The sequence below is a fragment of the Kordia sp. E genome, assembly GCF_056033805.1.
Genome location: NZ_JBRASR010000004.1, coordinates 192,495 through 213,471 on the forward strand (window position 1 = coordinate 192,495; position 20,977 = coordinate 213,471).

Sequence of the window (20,977 nt, forward strand, 5' to 3'; positions counted from 1 at the left end):
CTCCTTATACGATTACACAATGTAATATAATAATATCCATTAAAAATCCTTTTAAAATTCCTTTCAACTTTATGTTTTGACCAGCCTCAAGCTTTACGATGCTACTATTTTGATTGGTTTGCATCTCACACAAAATATATGCTTTTTCAGAATCACCTTTTAAAATTAAACTATATTTTCCAGCTTTAAATGTAATTTCTTTTATTTCACCTTCAATTTCAATGGCTTTTTCAATAAAACCATCTAAATTTTTATGCTCATCCTGAAGTTCCAATAAAAGTTCATTCGTTGTAAATGTCTCTTCTGCTTGTATTTTTGTTGTATCTTTTATTCCGCTATTTACAATAGTATATATTATAATTAGTGTTATCGAAAATAGCGATAATAAAATTACTGTTATATGTCGTTTTTTTATTTTCATAATTACATTACAACACTATTTAAAGTAGTGTGGCACATCTAAGAATATTTACGGATAAAAATAATCTTTTCCTGCGTTTATTATGGTTTAAAAATAGGTGAAATGGAAATTTTGCTATTAAAACGGAATTATAGTCGTTGAGATTTAGTAGTTTATTCAACTCATATACTATTTTAGTGTTTTGATATAAAAGTATAATATTGTAAATGAAAAACTATAAAATATACCTGTACTCTACCATCAGTTTTGTTTTGTTATATGTACTACTTATTACGTTTGTTTTTTTGCCATCAGTAGTAAAATTTAAAAGTACCAGCTTACTACAAAATGATATCGACCTAGCAAAACAAGAAATATTAAAAGTTAGTATTATAAGTGGTGATGCTTTAGCTAATAATGTAGACAAACAAGTCATTATTAATAGCATTCAAAAAACAATTTCAGGTAGCGCAAATGAAAATATTTACTTGTCAGTTTTTGATTGGTCTGGAAAAATTGTCAATTATCCAGATGTCACTAAAATTGGAAGAAAAAATGAGCAAAAAAGCAATATAATTTCTAATATAGAAAGTGTCATTACTGGCGAAGAATTATACGAACATTTACTTCAAAGAAACCCAAGCGACACAGAAACTTCAGAGGTAATTGGCTTGCAACCTATTGCAAACTCTGATTTAATAATTGCTGCACATTTAAATATAAAAAACATAAATCTGCAAATCAACTCTTTTAAAAATCAAATCAAAACTATGTTTCTCATCTTAGGACTAGTTTTGTTATTGTTCTTTTTAATCATCATTAGAGTATTATCTATTCAATACGAACGAATCATAGATAAGAAAATTGCAAGGTTTGAAGATGGTGTTTTAAATCTATCAAAATTAAATGTCTCGCTAGAAAATTATCAAAAAAGTCTTTCAGAATTAAAAAGTGAAACTATAAATTCTACGGAAGAAAAAACAAATGAAGTTGAACAAGAAGCACCAAAACAACGGCTACTCACTTATATAAGAAACGAACTAATGCCTATTGCCATTGAAGATATCTCGTATATCTATGTGGAAAACTCTATATCGTATGTTGTACGCAAAAATGGTAAACGCTATACTGCAAACGATAGCTTAGATCAATTATACGCTACATTAGATTCTAAATTATTTTTTAGAGCTAATAGGCAAACTATTGTTGCTATTTATGCCATTGATAAAATTATAAAATACGGTAATAGCGCACTTAAAATAGAAATGCAGCCTACTTCAGAAATTGATATCATTATTGGAAAAAATAAAGTTTCTGTGTTTAAAAAATGGTTAGATATGTAAAGTTTATTACACGAATAAAGCGTTCTCACAACAACATAATACTTTGTTAAAGAGCACAATACTTATTAGCATGGTTTTTATCTTTACATTAAAAACCTAATTTATATCAATAAGCTTACAAAGTATATTCACATGTCTTCATAAAATAGTATCTTAGCACGTTTTGATTAAAAATTAATATAGAATATGAGAAAAGAAAAAAACCACAAAGGTTGGAATGAGATAAAAACAAACGATTCTTGGGCACTTTTTAAAATCATGGGTGAATTCGTAAACGGATTCGAGAAAATGAGTCAAATTGGTCCTTGTGTCTCCATATTTGGATCGGCACGTACTAAACCAGATGACAAATACTATCAACTTGCTCAAGATATTGCTCACAAAATTGTAGATCACGGTTATGGAGTTATTACTGGTGGTGGACCAGGAATTATGGAAGCTGGTAACAAAGGTGCACACTTAGGTGGTGGAACTTCTGTAGGATTAAACATTGTACTTCCATTTGAGCAACATGACAATCCATATATTGATGCTGATAAAAGTATCAACTTCGATTACTTCTTTGTTCGTAAAGTAATGTTTGTAAAATATTCACAAGGATTTGTTGTAATGCCAGGAGGTTTTGGAACTCTTGATGAATTATTTGAAGCAATCACACTAATTCAAACGAAAAAAATTGACAAATTCCCTATCATTTTAGTTGGAACAGAATTTTGGTCTGGCTTAATGGATTGGGTAAAAGCTACATTATTAGACAAATTTGGTAATATTAGCGCACACGATTTAGACTTAATCCACATTGTTGACAATGAAGATCAAGTATTAGACATCTTAGATGCTTTCTATAAGAAAACTGATCTAAGTCCTAACTTCTAATAAGAAGTTTTGTAGAATAATCGCACCCGAAAAAGAAAAAATGAAAAAATTGCTATTCATCCTATGCTTGCTAGGCTTAGGGTTACAACAAAATACTGCTCAGGAAAATATCAAGACAATGTTTTACAATGTGTTGAATTTTCCTGACATATCTCCAAGTCGAATTGATGACTTAGAAATAATTATTTCTGACTATCAACCCGATTTATTTATGATATGTGAATTGAATGACTCGTTTGGTGCTGGACAAATTTTGACCAGATTACAAACGATTAATCCTAACTATGTACAAGCAACTTTTTTCACAAACACTTCAGATGATAATTCTGGAGATTTCAATTCGTTGCAAAACTTAATCTATTATGATAGTTCTAAATTTATTTTAGAAGGACAAGATATTGTACAAACTACAATCCGTGATTTTAATAGATATACTTTAAAACTAAATACGGTTAATCAAGCTAGCAATCCTATTATTTTAGAAGTATTTGTAGGTCATTTAAAAGCAGGAAACTCGCCAGAAGATGAATTAAAACGCTTTCTAATGGTAGAAGAGTTAGTATCTTATATTTCTACACTTGACGTGAATAGTAAAATATTAGTTGCTGGAGATTTGAATCTGTATACAAGTAATGACATCACGTTTGATAAGTTAACAGATCCTACAAATTTCATTACGCTAACTGATCCAATCAATCGCTTAGGAGATTGGCACAACAACAGTAGTTTTATAGATGTATTGACACAATCAACACGTACACAAAGCGGCTTAGGTGGCGCTTCTGGTGGATTTGACGATCGTTTTGATTTCATTCTCACTTCTGAAAATATCTTAACAAACACAGATTTATTCTATGTTCCTGGTTCGTACAAATCGTTTGGAAACAATCAAAATTCAAATTGTTACAATCGTGCAATTAACTCTGCTGACTGTGCAGAAGTTCCTGGTTCCACAACAACTAGCTATTCAGTAGCTATGCGTAATGCGTTGCATGACATGAGTGACCATTTGCCTGTTGTGATGGAATTACAAACAAATGAGCAATTGTTAAGTACTTCAGAATTTGCAGAAACAGCTTCATTTAACTTTGTTCGTGGTAATGTAACGTTAAATGAACTAGCATTTCTGTTAAATTCTCCCCAAAAAAACAATGAATATGTTATATATGACGTTTTAGGACGTAAATTAATATATGGAAAGGTAGAAAATAACGATATTACTAGCGTAGATGTTTCAAGACTACCAAAAGGCATCTATTACTTGAAAATTGAAAATTATACAGAAACAAAAAAATTCATAAAACAATAATTGAACACTACACGCGCCTACTTCGTTCCCTACCTACTATTGTTCTTTAGCGTTTTTGCTTTTGGACAACACAAAAATACAATTTTTGCAACTTTACTTGCCGAAGAAAATAGTATTGAAATTTCTCAAGAAATTATATATACAAATGATTCCAACACAACATTAAACGAAATTTATTTCAACGATTGGAATCATAGTTTTTCAGGAAAAAATACACCTTTAGCTAAACGATTTGCTGAAGAATATCGCCGTAACTTTCACCTAGCTCGAAAAAGGAAACGTGGAAATACAAAAATTGAAAGTTTCAATCTTAATGGAAATGAAATTGCTTGGGAACGATTAAAAGAGCAAGTAGATATTATAAAAGTGAAACTCAATTCACCTTTAAAGCCAAATCAAAGCATTACATTCAGTCTAAAATATACGGTAAAATTGCCAAGTGACGAATTTACTCGTTACGGGTATAAAAGTGATGGTGATTTTAATTTACGTTTTTGGTACATAACGCCTGCAGCCTACAGAAATGGTTGGAAACTCTACAGTAATAAAAATCTTGATGATTTATACACAGAACAGGCAACACACGATATTACACTAATTTATCCGAAAAAATTCACGGTAGTTTCTTCAGCGGATACACAAGAAGAAAGTGAAAAAGGAATTACGAAATTCAAAGTATCAAATCAGAAAGAAATTACAATATTACTACGTCAAAACTCTGAATTCAAAACATTTCAAACAGATAAAGTAAACATAACTACAAATCTAGACGCATATGGTTTAGATGAAAAAATGCAAGCGATTGCAATTGATAAAGTTGTGCAGTTTATTCATGAAAATTTGGGTGAATTTCCTCGAAAAGAAATGATGATTTCAAAAATTGACTACAAAAATAATCCAGTCTACGGATTGGGACAATTGCCTTCATTCATTCGTCCATTTACTGATCAATTTCAATATGAAATGAAAGCCTTAAAAACAATTCTAATAAAGAGCTTACAAGAATCAATGTGGATGGATACGCGTACAGAAAAGTGGATTTCTGATGCATTAGAAACATACATGTTAATGGTATATGCAGAAACCTACTATCCAGACATGAAGCTAACTGGCGGATTATCAAAAATTTGGGGAATTCGCACATATGAGTTTGCAAAACTCAAATTCAATGATCAATATCCGTTTCTATTTATGCTTATGGCGCGTAAAAACATTGATCAACCAATAAGTACTTCCAAAGACTCTTTAACTAAATTCAATAATAATATTGGGAACAAATACAAAGCAGGTGTTGGATTAAAATACCTAAAAAGTTACTTTGACAATGCAATTATTGATGACTTTGTAAAAGAATTTTATGCAACAAGTCGATTGAAAAATACAACGCGTGCCGATTTTCAAAATTTGTTAGAATCAAAAGCTACAAAAGATATCGATTGGTATTTTGATAACTATGTAGATTCGAGAAAACGAATTGATTACAAAATAAAAAAAGTAGAAAAAACAGGAGATTCACTACAAGTTACCATTAAAAACAAATACGATGGCAACTTCCCTATTTCATTATTCGGAATTAAAAATGATTCGGTGGTTTCAAAACATTGGATCACAAATATTGGTGAGAAGAAAACAGTAACCATTCCACGTGAAGGTGTTGACCGATTGGTATTAAACTATGACAAAATCATTCCTGAATTCAATCAACGTGACAACTGGAAATCACTAAATGGTTTCTTTGCAAACAATAAAAAATTAAAATTCACATTCTTTAAAGATGCCGAAAACCCGCATTACAATCAAATATTCTTTGTGCCAATTGCACAGTTTAACTTATATGATGGGTTTACGCCAGGAATGCGTTTCTACAATAAAACCTTCCTAACAAAACGTTTATTGTATGATTTTAAACCTTCATACGGATTGCGTTCAAAACAATTGGTAGGTTCAGGAAGCATTTCATATCGTCATGATATTGAAAGTAAAAGTGACTTATACTTTGCTCGTTTTTCCATGTCTGGAAATTATTATAATTATCAACAAGACTTAACCTATACGCGATTGGTTCCAAAAATTACGTTTGGTTTTAGAAATCCTGATTTTAGATCGAATCAAAAAGAGTTCTTAGACTTTAGATATGTAATTGTTCAGCGTGAACAACCAACTGATATTACAATTGAAAACGAACCAAATTACAGTGTATTCAATGCGCGTTATGTATATTCAAATCCTGATCCTATTCGTCATTTGACATGGTTTACAGATTTTCAGTTTGCAAAACGATTCTCTAAAGTTTCGTTTACACTAAACTATAGAAAACTTTTCCAAGATAACAGACAATTAAATGTTCGTTTCTTCGCGGGTAAATTCTTATTCAATGATACAAATTCAGACTTCTTTAGCTATGCGCTAGATAGACCAACGGATTACTTATTTGATTACAATTATTACGGACGTTCAGAAGATACTGGATTATTCAGTCAGCAATTAGTTGTTGCTGAAGGTGGATTTAAATCTAAACTTGATGCTCCTTTTTCAAACAACTGGATTGGAACTGTAAATGCGAGTTATAGTATTTGGAAATGGATTGAAGCATATGGTGATGTTGGAATGTTAAAAAATTCAAACGTAAACACACGATTTGTATACGATTCTGGAGTTCGTTTAAACTTAGTTCCTGATTATTTTGAACTTTATATTCCTGTATATTCAAACAATGGTTGGGAAATAGCACAACCAGGATTTGATGAACGTATTCGATTCATTGTAACGTTAAGTCCAAAAACATTGACGAAACTATTCACACGTAAGTGGTTTTAGATTAAGTATTTGTAATTTATATTTTCATGAGTATAATTCAAGAACTTGCGGAGAAGTATTATGGTATATATTCAGAAGATTTACCTAAAGACCGAATTATAGCAATTGATGGAGCTAAAATTAGAATCAATTTAAATCAGGTTAATAGTGCAATGCTTAATACTGTACCTTTTCAAATTACATTATATTTAGATAAAACCTACGATACAGAGCTTACTATTTTTCCAAAAGATACCTGGAATACATTTCTCGATTTTATTTTACCCAAACGGAGAGCATTTATTCCTAAACATGTTCTGAAACAATTTTGGTTTGGTGGAAATAAAAAATTATTGAAACAGCTCACTTCTGATAAGTTCTTTATAGAAAGTATTATAGACGAAACAATCTATATAGAAACTACAAAAAAGCAAACTGATCGAATTGTTTTAACGCCAGCACATGGAATTAAAGATATCAATCAATTTGAAAAATTTGTTGCCATCTTAAAACGTATTGAATATAAAATTAAAAATAGCGTACAATAATTTACAAATACAATTGACGCAAACTAAAACAGATTTCAAGTAACTTATAAGCAATTCTAATTGCTACATTTACAAGGTCCAAAAAATCTTCATTTTTTCATTTGAAAAATTAAATAATTATCAGTGAAAAAGTCTTTTTCCTACGAATTTTAAATAAATCACATTAAAATCGCCTTTTTTCTGAATTATTAGCATTTTTTTAATACTTCTAACTATTGCAAAAACGCTCAATTTTTGCTAAATTTGCAAGACTTCAATTCACAAAACTATGCAAGCAAAAATTGAGAACACACAGGATATTTCATTCGAACAATTCAAAGAAGAAATCATTCGCGATTATACTACAGCAGTAATCAGTAGAGAATGTAGCCTTCTTGGTCGTAGGGAAGTATTGACTGGAAAAGCCAAGTTTGGTATTTTCGGAGACGGAAAAGAAGTTCCTCAATTAGCATTAGCCAAAGCATTCCAAAATGGAGATTTTAGATCTGGTTACTACAGAGATCAAACCTTTATGATGGCAATTGGCGAATTGAACATTCAACAATTTTTTGCAGGTTTGTATGCACATACAGATATTGATGTAGAACCAATGTCTGCCGGACGACAAATGGGCGGACACTTTGCAACACACAGTTTGGACAAAAATGGTGAATGGAAAAACTTGATGCAGCAAAAGAATTCAAGTGCTGACATCTCTCCTACTGCTGGACAAATGCCACGTTTATTAGGATTAGCACAAGCTTCAAAAATATATAGACACGTTTCTGGGATTGATACTGAAAAGTTCTCAGATAACGGAAATGAAATTGCTTGGGGAACTATTGGAAATGCTAGTACAAGTGAAGGATTGTTTTTTGAAACAATCAACGCAGCTGGTGTTTTACAAGTTCCGATGGTAATGAGTGTTTGGGATGATGAATATGGTATTTCGGTACATGCAAAACATCAAACTACTAAAGAAAACATCTCTGAAATCTTAAAAGGTTTCCAACGTACAGAAACTGAAAAAGGATATGAAATTTTTACCGTAAATGGTTGGGATTATCCTTCGTTAATTGCAACGTATCAAAAAGCATCTGATGTTGCGCGTGCAGAACATGTTCCTGTATTAATTCATGTGCAGCAAGTAACGCAACCACAAGGACATTCAACTTCTGGCTCACATGAACGTTATAAAAGCAAAGAACGATTGGCTTGGGAAGTTGAATACGATTGCAATGCGCAAATGCGTACATGGATGGTTGAAAACGGTATTGAAACTGATGACAATTTATCTGCTTTAGAAAAAGACATTAAAAAGCAAGTTCGTGATGGTAAAAAAGCAGCATGGAAAGCGTTTGTAGCGCCAATGAAGCAGGAACAACAAGAAGCTGTTGCATTACTAGAAAACTTAGCACAATCAAGTCCTAACAAAGTTTTTATCAATAAGCTAAAAGAAGAATTAGCAGCCATTGCAGAACCAATTCGTAAAGAAATTGCAGGTTTTACACGTAAAGCGTTGCGTTTAGTTATTGGTGAAACATCTAATGAAAAACAAACATTAAGTATTTGGATCAAAGCGTACTTTGAGAAAATTCAACCAAAATATAGTTCACATTTATATAGTGAATCTAACAGAAAAGTATCTAATATTGCTGCTAACGCGCCAATATATAATGATAATGCAGAAGAAGTTGATGCGCGTTTAGTATTAAGAAATAACTTTGATGCTATTTTTTCAAAATATCCTGAAGTATTAATCTTTGGTGAAGATGCAGGAGAAATTGGTGATGTAAATCAAGGGTTAGAAGGAATGCAAGAGAAATACGGAGAATTGCGTGTTTCTGATACAGGAATTCGTGAAGCAACTATTCTTGGACAAGGAATTGGAATGGCAATGCGTGGCTTACGCCCAATTGCTGAAATTCAATACTTAGATTATTTATTATACGCATTGCAAATCATGAGTGATGATTTAGCAACCTTACAATACAGAACAAAAGGAACACAAAAAGCGCCTGTAATTATCAGAACGCGTGGACATCGTTTGGAAGGAATATGGCATTCTGGTTCGCCAATGGGCGCAATTATCAATGCAATTAGAGGAATTCACGTCTTAGTTCCTAGAAACATGACCAAAGCAGCAGGATTTTATAATACGTTACTAGAAAGCGATGAACCTGCGTTAGTAATTGAATGTTTGAATGGATATCGTTTAAAAGAACAATTACCAACAAACTTAGGTGAATTTAAAACGCCTTTAGGAGTTGTTGAAACAATCAAAGAAGGAACTGATATGACAATTGTTTCCTATGGTTCTACCTTACGAATTATAGAACAAGCTGCAAAAGAATTACAAGCTGTCGGAATTGATATTGAAATCATTGATTGTCAATCGTTATTACCTTTTGATATCAATCATGATATTGTAAAAAGTGTAGCAAAAACAAATCGCTTGTTAGTGATTGATGAAGACGTTCCTGGTGGCGCTTCTGCATTTATTTTACAACATATTGTAGATGACCAAAATGCATACACTCATTTAGATAGTAAACCACAAACATTAACAGCAAAAGCACACAGACCTGCATATGGAACTGATGGAGATTACTTCTCTAAGCCTTCTGTTGAAGATGTATTTGAAAAAATATACAGTATGATGCATGAGTCAAATCCAACGGATTTTCCTGCGATTTACTAATTATATTTTTATAACATTATGCTGAAATAAGTTCAGTACCTCATCAAATATTATTTGTACTAAACATACAAACGTCAAGCTTTATAAGTTTGGCGTTTTTTTATACTACGACTATATCGTTCTTACATTTTTTTTGAAAATATTTATAATAACTAAGTAAAATTTCTCAACTATGACGTATTTTACAACAACTAACCTGTAGTATTTACTACAAATAACACTATGTTATTTACAAAAAATAAAAAAATGGCAACAACAACTGAAAATTGGATGAGTAGTCTTGATGACGGAATCACGCTTGACAAGATTTCTATACCTGGCACACACGACTCAGGAACTGAAAAAACAGGTGCTGGACCAGCACATACACAAAATTTTGGTATTAGAAATCAATTAGACAATGGTATTCGTTTTTTAGATATTCGGGTTACCTATAAAAAAAGCAACCCTACCAACGATCCGCTTCAAATATATCATGGAATCATAAACTGTGATATTTCTTTTGGAGATGTACTTAATGATTGTCTTAATTTCCTGAATACCAATCCACAAGAAGCAATTATTATGTTGGTAAATTCTGCGTCAGGAAAAGCAACAGATATTCAACAATATTTTGATGTGTATCTGAGTCAGGCAAAATATCAAGATTTGTTTTATTTAAACCCTGTACCTACTACTTTGGGTGATATGAGAAAAAAGGTTGTATTGTTTAGAAGATATCTTGGCACAGGTGGTGTAGATTTGTCGCAACCTAACGCTTGGAAAGATAATAGTACATTTTCATTAACTACGCCTCAAGGTGTACAATTTTTCATAGAAGATCAATACAGTCAGCATAATACCAAAAAAAAATGGAATGCGGTTGCTTCAAATCTTGATATGGCAAAGAGCAGTCCAAATGATAATGTTATATATATTACCTTCAATAGTATATCTTTTGGCGGACATACTCCATATCAATATGCATGGGGAGGCGGCATTGGAAAGGTTGATCCTAAAATGAACCCAGTGTTGCAATCATATCTTGAAAGCAATTCAGGATCTGAAAGATTTGGCATCATTCCGTTAGATTTTTTTAATAATAAAAGTGGTGACATTAACAACGCTAATACAGAGTTGATTATCAACTCTAATCCAGGTGTACAGTTATCATAAACTAATTTTTTACGTTATATGAAAAGAATGCGTATTGATCATTAAATAACTTCATACAATAAAATACAAAAACGCCAAGCTTTTATAAGTTTGGCGTTTTTATATATAAAGAAGCTATATTTGAATTTTGCAATGAATATAAACTCAAGAATAACATCCGTATTAAAAGCTGCACATTTAGATGATGCTATTACTGGTTTGCCAACATTTTATGTATCAGATTTAAATTTGGAAACTAATTTGAATTTTGAATTACCTACCAATCTCAGACTAGGTCATATGGTAGAAAAGATTGTTTCTGAATGTATCAAATCATCTTCAAATTACAACGTATTGTATGAGAATATTCAAATACAAAAAGATAAAAATACGATAGGTGAGCTTGATTTTATAATTGAAGAATTAAAGTCGAAACAAGTTATTCATCTCGAATTGGCATATAAATTCTATTTATACGATCCAACGATTTCCTCTGAACCAATGCACAATTGGATTGGACCAAATAGAAATGATTCTTTAAAAGAGAAATTAGACAAATTAAAAAAGAAACAATTTCCACTATTATACAATAATGAAACGAAGTCAACATTGAATAGTATAGAAATTGAAAACGTTTCACAACAGTTATGTTTATTAGCATCTTTATTTATTCCATATGAATATAAAGGAAGTTTTGATACAGTTTATGAAAAAGCAATTAAAGGGTATTATCTAGATTTTGAAACATTTTCTACTTTAGATAGTTCAGCAAAAATGTATCATATTCCTTCTAAAAAAGAATGGGGAATGAATCCTTCCAAAAATAATATTTGGACAGATTTCAAAGGTGTAGAAGAAGATCTCTATAAAAAGATTCAAGAAAAACAAGCGCCTTTATGTTGGCAAAAACATAACAACATTTATGAATCTTTTTTTATAATTTGGTGGTAATTTTAATTAAATAAAGATGGGACATATATTATCATTACTAATGCCTATAATAATTTACTTTCTATTACTAGTGCCACCATCAATATCTACACTTGTGATACTCGCAAGAGGAAAGAAATACTACAAACAAGGATTATTTTTCCTTGTATTAGTCTCTATACCGTTACTCACCAAAATTCGTTCGGATTATATTGAATACAAAGAAAGTACATATAGACATCCAGGGCAATATGTTTTAAAAGCATATCCAGATTGTAAACCTTGTTTATTAAACATTAAAAGTGATAATACATATTTTATAAATACTGACACAGACATTATTGAGCAAGGAATTTGGAGCTATAAAAATGGAGACCAAAATATTATTATATTCGGAGAAAATAAACAATTAGGTATTGAAAAATATGCCTATGACACCTATTATTACCCTAAAAAAGAAACATCAACTGAAAATGAAAAATACTTCAACCGCTAAATAATTTACAAAGTTGAGTTTCACTAAAATCTACAAGATCATCAACAGCTTATTACTAAAATTAGTAGTTATCGATACAAAAGAAGATCCTTACACAACAGTAAAATTGTTTCAAAAAATCGTCTAAAAATTACTTTCTAGACGATCTTACAATAACTAAACTTAATTATTACTGATTACAGTTAACACAGCTTGGTTTAACGACTTCGCTTGTATTTGCCGTAGAAATACAAGTTGCAGAAGGACATGCAATAACATTACTATAAAGTGCACAAAAAGTACCAATAGTACCTCCACCAGAAACTTTATCTTGTTGAAGTGTTGAAATTGACCTTTTGTTAAGTGTTAATGATTTAAGAATTTTCTTTTTCATAATAATAAATTTTTAAATTAATAATATGAAGTAAGTTAAGCAAGGTTTTATAATGTAACAGCCAAAAATGAACGGTAGTATTCGTAATTTATAAATCACGAGTCATTACAATAATAATCAGCATATAATAAACATTATTTTCAATATTTCAGAAAAAATATACCATTGAAGTTTAACTATAGTATGATCAAAAAAAGAGACTAAAAAATGGTCTCTTTTTTATTTTTATTGAAAAAAATTAAACTATTGCGCAAGTTTTTAGTCAAAATGTCATCCTATACTAAAACCACAATCTATTTGCCTATTGAAGAAATACTACTTTATGAATTTTAAAACCATCATCTTATGAAGAAGTATGTATTTCTATTTTCCATCCTATTATTTTCGTGTGCATCAGATGAAGACGTGTATACAGAGATTCCAGAAGAAAGCACAGATATTCCTGTAATTCCAACGGATCCAGTTGTTGTTGGCGTTGACATGTCTAACTATTTTTCTATAAATTTTGAAGCCTTAGAAAATTATAGTAGTCCAGACTATCCTATTCATTATATCAATGTTGTTGGTGACAATAATGAACCTAATAACAATATTACAACGAATAGTGGCGCAACTTTAGGTAGAATTTTATTCTTTGACAAACAACTCAGTATCAATGATGCCGTTTCGTGTGCTAGTTGTCATCAACAAGGAATCGCATTTACAGATAATGATCGATTTAGTACTGGATTTGATGGTGTAAGTGTTACAGGTGCACATTCAATGCGATTGTTAAATGCACGTTTTTATGAAGGTGAATCGTTCTTTTGGGACAAACGTGCACCAACTTTAGAAGCACAAACGACAGAGCCAATTATAAATAGTGTAGAAATGGGCTTTGATGTGAGTAATGGCGGATTGGACGCGTTAATTACAAAAATGAACGCTATTGCTTATTATCCTGCATTATTTGAAACAACTTTTGGTGATGAAACAATTACGGTAGATAGAATTCAACGTTCGCTAGCACAATACATTCGAGCAATGGTTTCCACAGATAGTAGGTTTGATGAAGCATTTGCTCAAAACTATAATCAGAATGCACCAGGAAATGGCATAGGGCAAAATTTTCCACAATTTACAGCTCAAGAAAATTTAGGGAAACGAATCTTTACAACAAATCAAGGTGGAATCAATTGTGCTGGATGTCATCAAATACCAACATTTGCTTTAAACGACAATGTACGTGGTATTGGTTTAGATCCTAATGAAACAACAATATTTAAAGCTCCATCGTTAAAAAACATAGCAACTTCAGCACGATTTATGCATGATGGACGTTTTTCAAGTTTAGCAGAAGTTGTTGAGTTTTATAACTCAGGAATTCAACCTGGACCTCTGTTAGATAATAGATTGATGCAAAATGGACAACCAGTTCGTATGAATTTATCAGAAGCTGAAAAACAAGCGCTTATTGCATTTTTAGAAACATTAACGGATAATACGGTTGTAAATGATCCAAAATTTTCAGATCCTTTTATTGAACAATAATTTCAGAAATATACTATAGTTTACAAAGCCTGTTTATTGAAACAGGCTTTGTATATTCATTAGGTTAAATCTAGCTTTAAGTTCTATAGAAAATTGTATTACGGAATACTCAAAAACCGAATTATTTATAATGTAAGCATTTTAGCTTTTCACTTTGTATTCAATTTTTTGTTCTGGAATCATATATACACCTTTCAATTGAATTTTTCGCTCTTTAAGGTTTTGATCAATCCATTCTGAATTGAGCTCCATCTTTTCAAAATTTGTCCAAATACGTTTATCACCAGCGCACGTATATTTACTACAAACCTTTGGACGATCATTGTAAATAGAACAACATTGTTTGTTTTCGTCTAAATGTGTGCAATATCCAGTTGATTTTTGTCTAATGTAATATGGTTGCCCTAAATCCCATTTTGATTTTCCGCTTTCTATTTCGTCTACAGACAATGCAAAATTGAGCTTACAACAAACGCCTTTACAAATATGCATGCGTTCGTCACAATTTACAGGAACAAAATCATCTTTCTTTTCTTCTCCATCAACTCTAATTGCAATTCCTGCATGAAAATGTTCTTTTCGTTGTACGGTTTCTGTACGCACTTTTTGAACCACTTCTTCAAGCTTTTCTTTTTGGACTTTTCCATCATCAATCAAAGTGTCAATTAAGCCATATAAGAACGATTCTATCTCATTAATACGTTCTGCTTGATTACTCAACGAACTATGCGTAAAATAGCCCGAACGTTCTAATTGGCGTTCTAGCTCTTGTACAATTTCTACATCTTGATTTAGTGCGTCCATATCTATTCTTTTTCTAGAAGTTCTTTTAAGCGTTCAATTTCTGCATCTCGTTTTTTGAAATCTTGATAAAATGTAATAGGAATATCTTTAATTTTTGAAATATAGAATGCTGCGAAGTCTTTGATTCTGTATTGGTAAGTGTTTCCTATGGTAGCATCTTGACTTCCTTGATATAAAACTTTTCCTTCTATTTCTAATAATTCAATCAAATCTGGGATGACAACGTCTCCATAACTAATTAGTCTTTTCCCTAAATAACCTGCATCATTATGATTGTAAAGAAATCCCCATGAATTTGCAGAAATCCCTATAAAATCAATAGCATCCATATTAGTTTTTTCTAATGCATATGCATACGATTTACCTATCCTATATTTATACTTTTCATCTAAATCAATTTCATAATAACGTAATGTCTCAGCGGATAAGAAACAAGCAAGTAAACTACTATTTGATGCTGATGTTATATTTTTTAATTTGTCTTCGTTCGTTCCAGATTTCCATATTCTATTTTCTGGATTCTGATAATACAATTGAAATAATGATTTATAACCAATATCAATCAATTCGCTTTCTAAAGTATTATTTTTTTGTTCGTTCATTTTCTTAGATTCATTTTGCACGCAAGAGCATATTAAAAGTATAATTAATAATATTTTATTTTTTTTCATCATCTATAATCTATCTATAACTTGCATCTTTATTAACTAGTTCTTGAGAAACATATCCTCTAATTATATTTCCAGTCATTACAGCTGCTCTTCCGTGTCTATTTAATATGATTCCTGCTTGTGTTTTATCTACTTGTACATGCAACCAATTAGATGAATCATTTAATACTGTTAATGTAGTATTTCTTGGTAAATCAGCCAAAATCTGAGAGTTTACTGATCTTCCAGTTCTCAATGCAGCTAATGGTGTATTATGAATTGTTCCTGACCATTGCAAAGGTAAATCAACTGTATCAGCTCCTGTAGAATCTTTAGAATCATTCCAGAGTTTAGCAGCTTTCATGAAAGTCCCACTTGGTACTCCGTCACTTATTTTCTTAAATGGTATTAATGTATGCGTGCCTGCTGCATCAGTTTTCCACCCCCATTGTACTGAACCATAATAAGTTCCTTCTTGATTTCCTTTTACTGCTAAAGCTGTAGATTCAAATATTTGTTCTGAATTCTTCGCTGCTCCATCTAACCTTGGTGAATCAATAAGAGTTGCATCTTTTGGTGGAGCCCAAGCATTCCCTACTTTTTTCCTATATCCATGTTGTCCCCAACCTGCATATAAGTTTGTATCATCTAAGCTAGCACTTGGTTGTGATTGAACAGGATATATTGGATTATTATATGCTGAAGCTCTATCGATATGTACACCTTCTTCTGATCTTCCATTAATGACATCGGCATCATTTGATGGAATAGATCTTCCACCAACGGTTGCATTAATTGCTGTTGGACTTCCTTTAACAACACTATTAGCTGTTTGTGTTATTCCTATCAACTCCGCATCTGCATCCGCATCTGGCGTAAATTTTAATTTGATATTAGCTCCTCTAACACCAACGGCAGCACCATAAACTACTCCATTAGCTTCATCTTGAACTGTTTTATATTCATCTGTATCCCACGAACCTCCAAAAGTAGGTATTGCAACCATCTGTACCACATTACTCTTCGCTTGCGCTGTTCGTACTGAACTTCTAATGCCTAAACCAGTAGAGCGATATTTTGAAACTACTTCTCCTCTAGCCGCTTTCCGACCAAAGTTATCCGCTTCACTTTCCAAACTACGATCATCATTAATCATGACACCTTTTTTCAAGGCTTTGGTAGGTTTTACAACACCTGCACGTTGTTGTGCTATATGTGTAAATTCGTGACCAATTAAATTTTTCCCTGAAGTGGAACCTGGATTGAATTCGCCAGGTGCAAAATGAACTTGTTCAGATTGTGTAAAAGCGCGCGCCTGCATCTGAACTGCTTTTTGAGAGTTTGTATGAATACCTACATTAGAAAAGTCTTGTCCAAGTGAACTTTCCATATTGGATTGCAACTTACTTGGCAAGCTTTTGTTTTGCTTTCCAGAAGTTGTTGGTGGTGAAAAGCTATTTGCATCGCCTTTAGGTTTAACAAACGATTTCCCTTCTTTCTGCTGAACAACATTAGTATTCTTTTTCTCTTGCTGCTTTTGATTTTTTCCTTCTGCTTTCATATACAACTTCTTTACAATTTCTATAGAAGAAATAGTTATCCTACAATCTACTGATATTGTTATAATTATATTAGGGGAAAAACACCGTATTTTGATATTGAAGTTTTATTTCTTAGTATTTTTCACGTACTTTATAAGTGCATAAAATCTCTAATAACTAAACTTAATAGTGTGATTAAAGTTGATCGACATAAAATAGATAAACCCGAGTTTTTTCATTCCAAAGAGTATGAACGCTTACGACAAGAAATAAGTGATTTTTACGGAATGCGCAAAAATTCACGTTCGCAACGTACGTTTACAGTTGGCTATGTTCCTAATGAAGTTTCAGATGCTTTAGCGAAACTTTTTGATCAAAAATGTGCTTTTTGTGAATCTACACTTAGAAGAGGAAAGCCAGGTTACGAAAGCTATTTGCATCGTTTTCGACCAAGTAGTTATTCACAAGGATTTGATGCTAAGGATGTTGCGCAAGATCATTATTGGTGGTTAACGTATGAATGGGAAAATTTGTATACATGCTGTCATAGCTGTAGCCGATTTAAATCTAATACATTTCCAATAGATGGAAAACGAGCAGCTATTCATACTTCACATGAAAAAATTTTAATTAAAGAAAAAGCCTTTCTGATTGATCCATGTGTTGATGATCCTAGTAAATTTTTTGAATTTAATGTATCATCTTGTGAAATAGTTCCTGCAAAAGATCAGAACCTTTCCTTTTTTTCTAAAATAAAAGAGTTGGCTTTGCAAGCTGAAAAAAATCATGAAAAAGCAGAAGCCACTATAAAAATCCTGGAACTCAATAGAAAGGATTTAATTTATGAACGTCAAATTATAGTTTCGGAGCTAGAAGTACAATTCAATACACTTAGAAAACGTGGTAAATTATCGCTTAAATTTATAGAGGAATGGAAAGAGGTTCTAGATGAAAAATCTACAAAAAATCATGTTTTATTTAGAAAAACAGTTATTCAAAATTATATAAATGATAAAGAATCGCAAAGCAGATTGGGTTCAGTAATGAATGAATTTGATAGTTATATTTCGTTTCCAAAAGAAGATATAAAACAACAAGGTTCATCTATAAATCTAAAACAAGAAGCTCCAGAAGAAGAAATTAAAGGTGGTTTTGATTTTGAAGATTTCTCACCTAGAGGTTCTAGTAATGCTATGCCTTCAGAAGAAAGCATGCCTGATGAAATAGAAGAAAATATTTTTGATGGCGTTCTTAAGAATATATATCTAGATCGTATTGTATTGAAAAACTTTAAATGTTTTTCAGATTTAACATTAAAACTTCCAGATTATTCTGAGGATACAAGTTCAGAGCCTTGGTTGGTATTTTTGGGCGAAAATGGTGTTGGAAAAAGTTCTGTGTTGAAAGCTATTGCACTTGCGTTGATGGGACAAAAATATTTAGACACGTTAGACCTTAAAGTAAAAAGTCTATTAAAATACGGAAAACAGAAAGGATTTATTCAAGTCTATGGAAAAGGGAAAGGGGAATTTTACGAAATCACATATAACAAAAAAGAGAATAAAATTGTCTCAAATATTCAACATCCATCTACATTTTTAATTGGTTATGGTTCTACCCGATTGTTACCTATTGGAAATCTAGACTGGGAACGAAATCATCCTAATTATTTAAAAGTAAAAAACCTATTTGATGCTTCTATTTCATTGTCTAATGCAAAAGATTGGTTTCTAAACGCAAACCTAAAAACCTTTAATGAAGTTTCTCGTTCCTTAAAGAACTTGTTATTACTAGACGACAAAGACGATATTAGAAGAAGTATTGTCAATAAACAGATCTTTATTAAATACCATCATACAGAAGAAACGATTGATATTGATCATTTAAGTGATGGTTATAAATCTGTTTTTGCAATCGCAATCGATATGATTTATACTTTATCAAAAGAAAATATTATATATGGACTTGCAGAAGGCATTGTATTGATTGATGAAATTGGCACACATTTACATCCGCGTTGGAAAATGGAAATCGTAAAACGTTTGCGAACTACATTTCCGAAAATTCAATTTATCATTACTACACATGAACCATTGTGTTTACGAGGTATTACAGATAATGAAGTTGTGGTGTTGCGTAGAAATGAAGAAAATGCAATTGACGCTATTACCGATTTACCTAGTCCGAGTAGTTTACGTATTGATCAATTATTGACATCTAAGTTTTTTGGTCTCAATAGTACGATGGATATTGAAACCGAACAGCTCTTTGAAAAGTATTATAAATTACTTGCTATAGATGAGTCTAAACGAGATGCAGATGATAAAAAACAACTTCTAAAACTTCAAAAAGAAGTTAACGAGTTAAAATACATGCGCTTTGGAAATGATGCACGTGAGGAAATAGTATATCAAGTTGTAGATGAATTATTAGCCAAAAATATGCGTAACAATGATTTGAAAATTGATACGAAAAAAATAAAACAAGAAACGGTTTCAAGAGTAAGAGCACTTTGGAAAAAATTAGATCAAAAAAATAAATTATGATTTTCATTAAAAGAGATTCAGTGGAAGTTCCTGAAATACTGAAAGATGGAAGCGAAAAAGTACAAAAGGAACTCGAAAAAGCAATCGCGCATTACGCAAATCCAGAAAACACAAAAGCATATAAGTTTTCTGTATACAGTCATGAAACTATAAAAAAAGCATTGATTGATATGAGTTTTGGAAAATGTGCCTATTGTGAAGGTGACATTTTAGCTACTTATGTTGGTGATATTGAGCATTTTCGCCCAAAAGGTGAAATTGAAGAATTGAAAGAAACTGGAAACTCCAAACCTGGTTATTTTTGGTTAGCTGCTGATTGGAAAAATTTATTGTTTTCATGTCGTAATTGTAATCAGAAATCAAAACAAGAAACATCAGAAAACGATGTTGCTACTAGCATGGGAAAAATGAACCAATTTCCATTGTTAGATGAACAATTTAGAGTACGCACAATTGATGGTGATTTAGAAAAAGAAGAAGAAGTTCGCTTGTTAATTGATCCTTCAGTTGAAGATCCTGAAGACTATTTTAAGTATGATATGAATTCAGGAGTCATTATGCCAAAAAGCACCCAAGAACTTAAAAAGAAACGCGCAAAAGCTTCCATCAGTGTTTTTGCTTTACAACGTGTTCCATTGGTACAAAGACGAGAAAAAAGAGCATTGGAAATTAGCGCGCAAATGAAAACTATTGAAAATTTCTTGGGAATCGTTGATCAGTTTTTTAATCCTGATGATGCATCTACACACAATTTATTAGAAACATTGGAATTTCAAATTGAGCGCTTAAAAAATTACTTAAACCCAAAAGAAGAATACCTTGGCTTGGCAAAACAAATGATAGGGAAATTCATGGAGGAAAACTTCCAAGTAGATATTAATGCAGCTTGATGTTAGATGTTAGATGTTAGATGTTAGATGTTAGATGTTAGATGTTAGATGTTAGATGTTAGATGTTAGATGTTAGATGTTAGATAAAGTAAAAAAACAAATTAACAAATAGCAAAAACTCTTGAAGCTTA

17 protein-coding genes are annotated in these 20,977 nt (G+C 31.6%); 12 read left to right on the top strand and 5 right to left on the bottom strand.

Annotation, left to right across the window (positions count from 1 at the left end; genetic code table 11):
• Positions 1 to 4 precede the first annotated feature (4 nt).
• Entirely contained in the window at positions 5 to 421 is a 417-nt protein-coding gene (locus ACUUYC_RS20325) for an OB-fold protein (RefSeq protein WP_474268836.1), read from the bottom strand.
• A gap of 284 nt (positions 422 to 705) precedes the next feature.
• Between ACUUYC_RS20325 and ACUUYC_RS20330 the strand changes: the two genes are divergently transcribed.
• The 9 genes from ACUUYC_RS20330 (at position 706) to ACUUYC_RS20370 (ending at position 12,512) form a co-directional block, all read left to right on the top strand.
• A complete protein-coding gene (locus ACUUYC_RS20330; protein ID WP_474268838.1) occupies positions 706 to 1,743 on the top strand; it encodes a LytR/AlgR family response regulator transcription factor in 1,038 nt (345 codons plus the stop codon).
• A 186-nt stretch (positions 1,744 to 1,929) separates the two neighbouring features.
• The gene (locus ACUUYC_RS20335) at positions 1,930 to 2,619 is read left to right on the top strand and encodes an LOG family protein (RefSeq protein ID WP_474268841.1); all 690 of its coding nucleotides are present in this window, start codon (positions 1,930 to 1,932) and stop codon (positions 2,617 to 2,619) included.
• 40 nt (positions 2,620 to 2,659) lie between these two features.
• Complete coding sequence (locus ACUUYC_RS20340; protein ID WP_474268843.1) at positions 2,660 to 3,928, top strand: T9SS type A sorting domain-containing protein; 1,269 nt, start codon at positions 2,660 to 2,662, stop codon at positions 3,926 to 3,928.
• Positions 3,929 to 6,745 carry a gluzincin family metallopeptidase gene (locus tag ACUUYC_RS20345; RefSeq protein WP_474268845.1) on the top strand — a complete coding sequence of 939 codons (2,817 nt, stop codon included), beginning with the start codon at positions 3,929 to 3,931 and terminating at the stop codon, positions 6,743 to 6,745.
• A gap of 26 nt (positions 6,746 to 6,771) precedes the next feature.
• A complete protein-coding gene (locus ACUUYC_RS20350) occupies positions 6,772 to 7,272 on the top strand; it encodes a hypothetical protein (RefSeq protein WP_474268847.1) in 501 nt (166 codons plus the stop codon).
• Between the two features lie 268 nt (positions 7,273 to 7,540).
• Positions 7,541 to 9,952 (top strand): alpha-ketoacid dehydrogenase subunit alpha/beta, encoded by a 2,412-nt coding sequence (locus tag ACUUYC_RS20355; RefSeq protein WP_474268849.1) that lies wholly within the window; start codon positions 7,541 to 7,543, stop codon positions 9,950 to 9,952.
• A 246-nt stretch (positions 9,953 to 10,198) separates the two neighbouring features.
• Entirely contained in the window at positions 10,199 to 11,107 is a 909-nt protein-coding gene (locus ACUUYC_RS20360) for a phosphatidylinositol-specific phospholipase C (RefSeq protein ID WP_474268851.1), read from the top strand.
• A 132-nt stretch (positions 11,108 to 11,239) separates the two neighbouring features.
• Complete coding sequence (locus ACUUYC_RS20365; RefSeq protein ID WP_474268852.1) at positions 11,240 to 12,037, top strand: DUF1853 family protein; 798 nt, start codon at positions 11,240 to 11,242, stop codon at positions 12,035 to 12,037.
• A 16-nt stretch (positions 12,038 to 12,053) separates the two neighbouring features.
• Positions 12,054 to 12,512: a hypothetical protein gene (locus ACUUYC_RS20370; protein WP_474268853.1), complete on the top strand. Its 459-nt coding sequence runs from the start codon at positions 12,054 to 12,056 to the stop codon at positions 12,510 to 12,512.
• A gap of 169 nt (positions 12,513 to 12,681) precedes the next feature.
• Here ACUUYC_RS20370 and ACUUYC_RS20375 read toward each other — a convergent pair whose 3' ends face one another.
• On the bottom strand, positions 12,682 to 12,885 hold the full coding sequence (locus ACUUYC_RS20375; protein ID WP_474268854.1) for a hypothetical protein: 204 nt from the start codon (positions 12,883 to 12,885) through the stop codon (positions 12,682 to 12,684).
• A gap of 345 nt (positions 12,886 to 13,230) precedes the next feature.
• Between ACUUYC_RS20375 and ACUUYC_RS20380 the strand changes: the two genes are divergently transcribed.
• Positions 13,231 to 14,415: a cytochrome-c peroxidase gene (locus ACUUYC_RS20380; RefSeq protein WP_474268856.1), complete on the top strand. Its 1,185-nt coding sequence runs from the start codon at positions 13,231 to 13,233 to the stop codon at positions 14,413 to 14,415.
• Positions 14,416 to 14,556: 141 nt separating this feature from the next.
• Here ACUUYC_RS20380 and ACUUYC_RS20385 read toward each other — a convergent pair whose 3' ends face one another.
• From ACUUYC_RS20385 to ACUUYC_RS20395, 3 genes are all read right to left on the bottom strand, one after another.
• Positions 14,557 to 15,219 (bottom strand): YkgJ family cysteine cluster protein, encoded by a 663-nt coding sequence (locus ACUUYC_RS20385; RefSeq protein WP_474268858.1) that lies wholly within the window; start codon positions 15,217 to 15,219, stop codon positions 14,557 to 14,559.
• A 2-nt stretch (positions 15,220 to 15,221) separates the two neighbouring features.
• Positions 15,222 to 15,821 carry a hypothetical protein gene (locus ACUUYC_RS20390; protein WP_474268859.1) on the bottom strand — a complete coding sequence of 200 codons (600 nt, stop codon included), beginning with the start codon at positions 15,819 to 15,821 and terminating at the stop codon, positions 15,222 to 15,224.
• A gap of 79 nt (positions 15,822 to 15,900) precedes the next feature.
• Complete coding sequence (locus ACUUYC_RS20395; protein WP_474268861.1) at positions 15,901 to 17,430, bottom strand: eCIS core domain-containing protein; 1,530 nt, start codon at positions 17,428 to 17,430, stop codon at positions 15,901 to 15,903.
• A gap of 171 nt (positions 17,431 to 17,601) precedes the next feature.
• Here ACUUYC_RS20395 and ACUUYC_RS20400 point away from each other — a divergent pair, with 171 nt between their 5' ends.
• Both ACUUYC_RS20400 and ACUUYC_RS20405 read left to right on the top strand, forming a co-directional pair.
• Positions 17,602 to 19,956: an AAA family ATPase gene (locus ACUUYC_RS20400; RefSeq protein ID WP_474268863.1), complete on the top strand. Its 2,355-nt coding sequence runs from the start codon at positions 17,602 to 17,604 to the stop codon at positions 19,954 to 19,956.
• Positions 19,953 to 20,846, top strand: a complete 894-nt coding sequence (locus ACUUYC_RS20405) for a retron system putative HNH endonuclease (protein WP_474268865.1) — start codon at positions 19,953 to 19,955, stop codon at positions 20,844 to 20,846. Before ACUUYC_RS20400 ends, ACUUYC_RS20405 begins: the two co-directional genes overlap by 4 nt.
• Positions 20,847 to 20,977 lie beyond the last annotated feature (131 nt).